Below are 1,915 nucleotides of genomic sequence, written 5' to 3'. Positions count from 1 at the left end.
TACTGGTCGTATTTCAACTAGAAGGAAAGTGAGATTTTGATTCATTAGCGGTAACGACCAATATTAAAAACTTTGAAATTGGAGACAGCCTGAGCCTGCCCAATTCTGTAATTGATATAGTTGCTGCCAATGACCATTCGGTTGTATCCATTAACACCAAGGCCAATAATACACTGGACGATGCCTCACTGCTTGCAGATGTTTATACATTGGAAGACGGAGTAAGAGTTCAGTTTAAGCCCTCCACTTTTGTTTTGAAAGAAAAGAAATGGAGCATTGAAGACAATGGGGAACTGGTAATCAGAAAGAATTTATTGAGTGCCAACAATGTAAAAATTTCACAGGGAGATTTCCAGGAAATAAGAATTGTTACAGAAGAAGAAGATGGAGGCAATACCAGCAACCTGGTTGTGAAATTGAAAAATATTGTATTGGGTGATATTACTTCTCTTTTCATGAGAAAGGAAACCCTGGAAGGAATAGTAAGCGGCGAAATTAAAGTATCAGATTACTTTGGAGATTATCAGGCATCTGCCAATTTAAAAGCCGCTTCTTTTTACTACGAACAGGATTCTATTGGTGTAGTAGACATAAAAGCTGCCTACGACAGTAAATCCGGACTCCTTCCTTTTGAAGTAATATCCCCCAACAAAAACTACGATTTAAGTGCCAAAGGATCTTATAATATCAAAGACACCAGTGGTAATTCGTTCAAAACCAAGATACATTTGAATGAAACCCAAATTAGTGTAATTGAAAACCTGCTCACAGGGCTATTCAGTAATTTAAAAGGGATGGCATCCGGAGATTTGGAAATCAGTGGTAATTTAAATGCACCTCAATTACTGGGAGCCATTAGTTTAAAAGACGCTGGCCTGATGGTAGATTTTACACAGGTGGAATATTCCATTGACTCAGCCAATCTTTTGTTTGAAGAGGACGGAATTAATTTCGGCAGTTTTACACTGAGAGATAAATACGGCTACACTGGTACAGCCAGTGGCAAGTTATACGAGAATGGTTTTAAAGATATGGCTTTTGACTTTGATGTTAGAACAGACAAGCTGCTCATGATTGATACCAAGGCCAAAGACAATGAACAGTTCTACGGCAAGGCAATTGGCAGGGCAAACCTGAGTTTTAAAGGACCGGAGAACGATTGCAAAATGACCATTGTAGCAGAAGCCAATGACAGTTCTCATATTTATATACCCAATAAGGAAAGTAAGGAAAGCGGAAGTGCCGACTTCATTGTTTTTAAATCGTACGGAACAGAACTGGAAACAAGCTCCAAGAAAAGCAATTTCAATTTAACAGTAGACCTGGATGTAACTGCCAATAACAAAGTAATGATCGATGTTATTTTAGATGAAGTTAGCGGGGATATCATTAAAGCAGTGGGCAATGGACGATTGTTAATTAAAGCCGGCACCGTTGAACCGCTTACCATTAAAGGCCGATACAATATTGAAAGAGGAAACTATGATTTCAATTTTCAATCTCTGTTAAAAAAACCATTTGAATTATTACCCAATTCCAACAACTATATAGAATGGAATGGGGACCCTTATAAAGCTACCATGAGCATTGATGCACAGTACACTGCTGAACGCATTTCCTTATCCGATTTAATCGGGAATAATATATTCAGTGGTTCTGTAAGAGGATACAGGGGCGATGTATATGTAATAGCAGAATTAAGAAATCAGCTGAGCCAACCCGACATTAGCTTCCGACTCGATTTTCCACAGGGAAGTCCGGTAAAAAACGACAATGAATTTTCTGCCTTCCTGAACAGAATTCAAAGAGATGAAAATGAAATTTTAAAACAGGTTTCCTTCCTGATAGTATTTGGAACTTTTGCCCCTCCCGGTGAATTTAGTAGCAGAAGTGGTGGAACCAATCCATACAATAT

1 protein-coding gene is annotated in these 1,915 nt (G+C 38.4%); it reads left to right on the top strand.

Translation table 11 applies throughout. The features are described from left to right. Window positions 1-209: 209 nt before the first annotated feature. On the top strand, window positions 210-1,915 hold a 1,706-nt coding region (locus P767_RS15555; RefSeq protein ID WP_037351590.1), incomplete at its 3' end, for a translocation/assembly module TamB domain-containing protein.

Origin of the sequence: Sediminibacterium salmoneum NBRC 103935 (genome assembly GCF_000511175.1) — a bacterium.
Lineage (GTDB): Bacteria > Bacteroidota > Bacteroidia > Chitinophagales > Chitinophagaceae > Sediminibacterium > Sediminibacterium salmoneum.
This window is presented reverse-complemented; position numbering and strand designations above follow the sequence as displayed.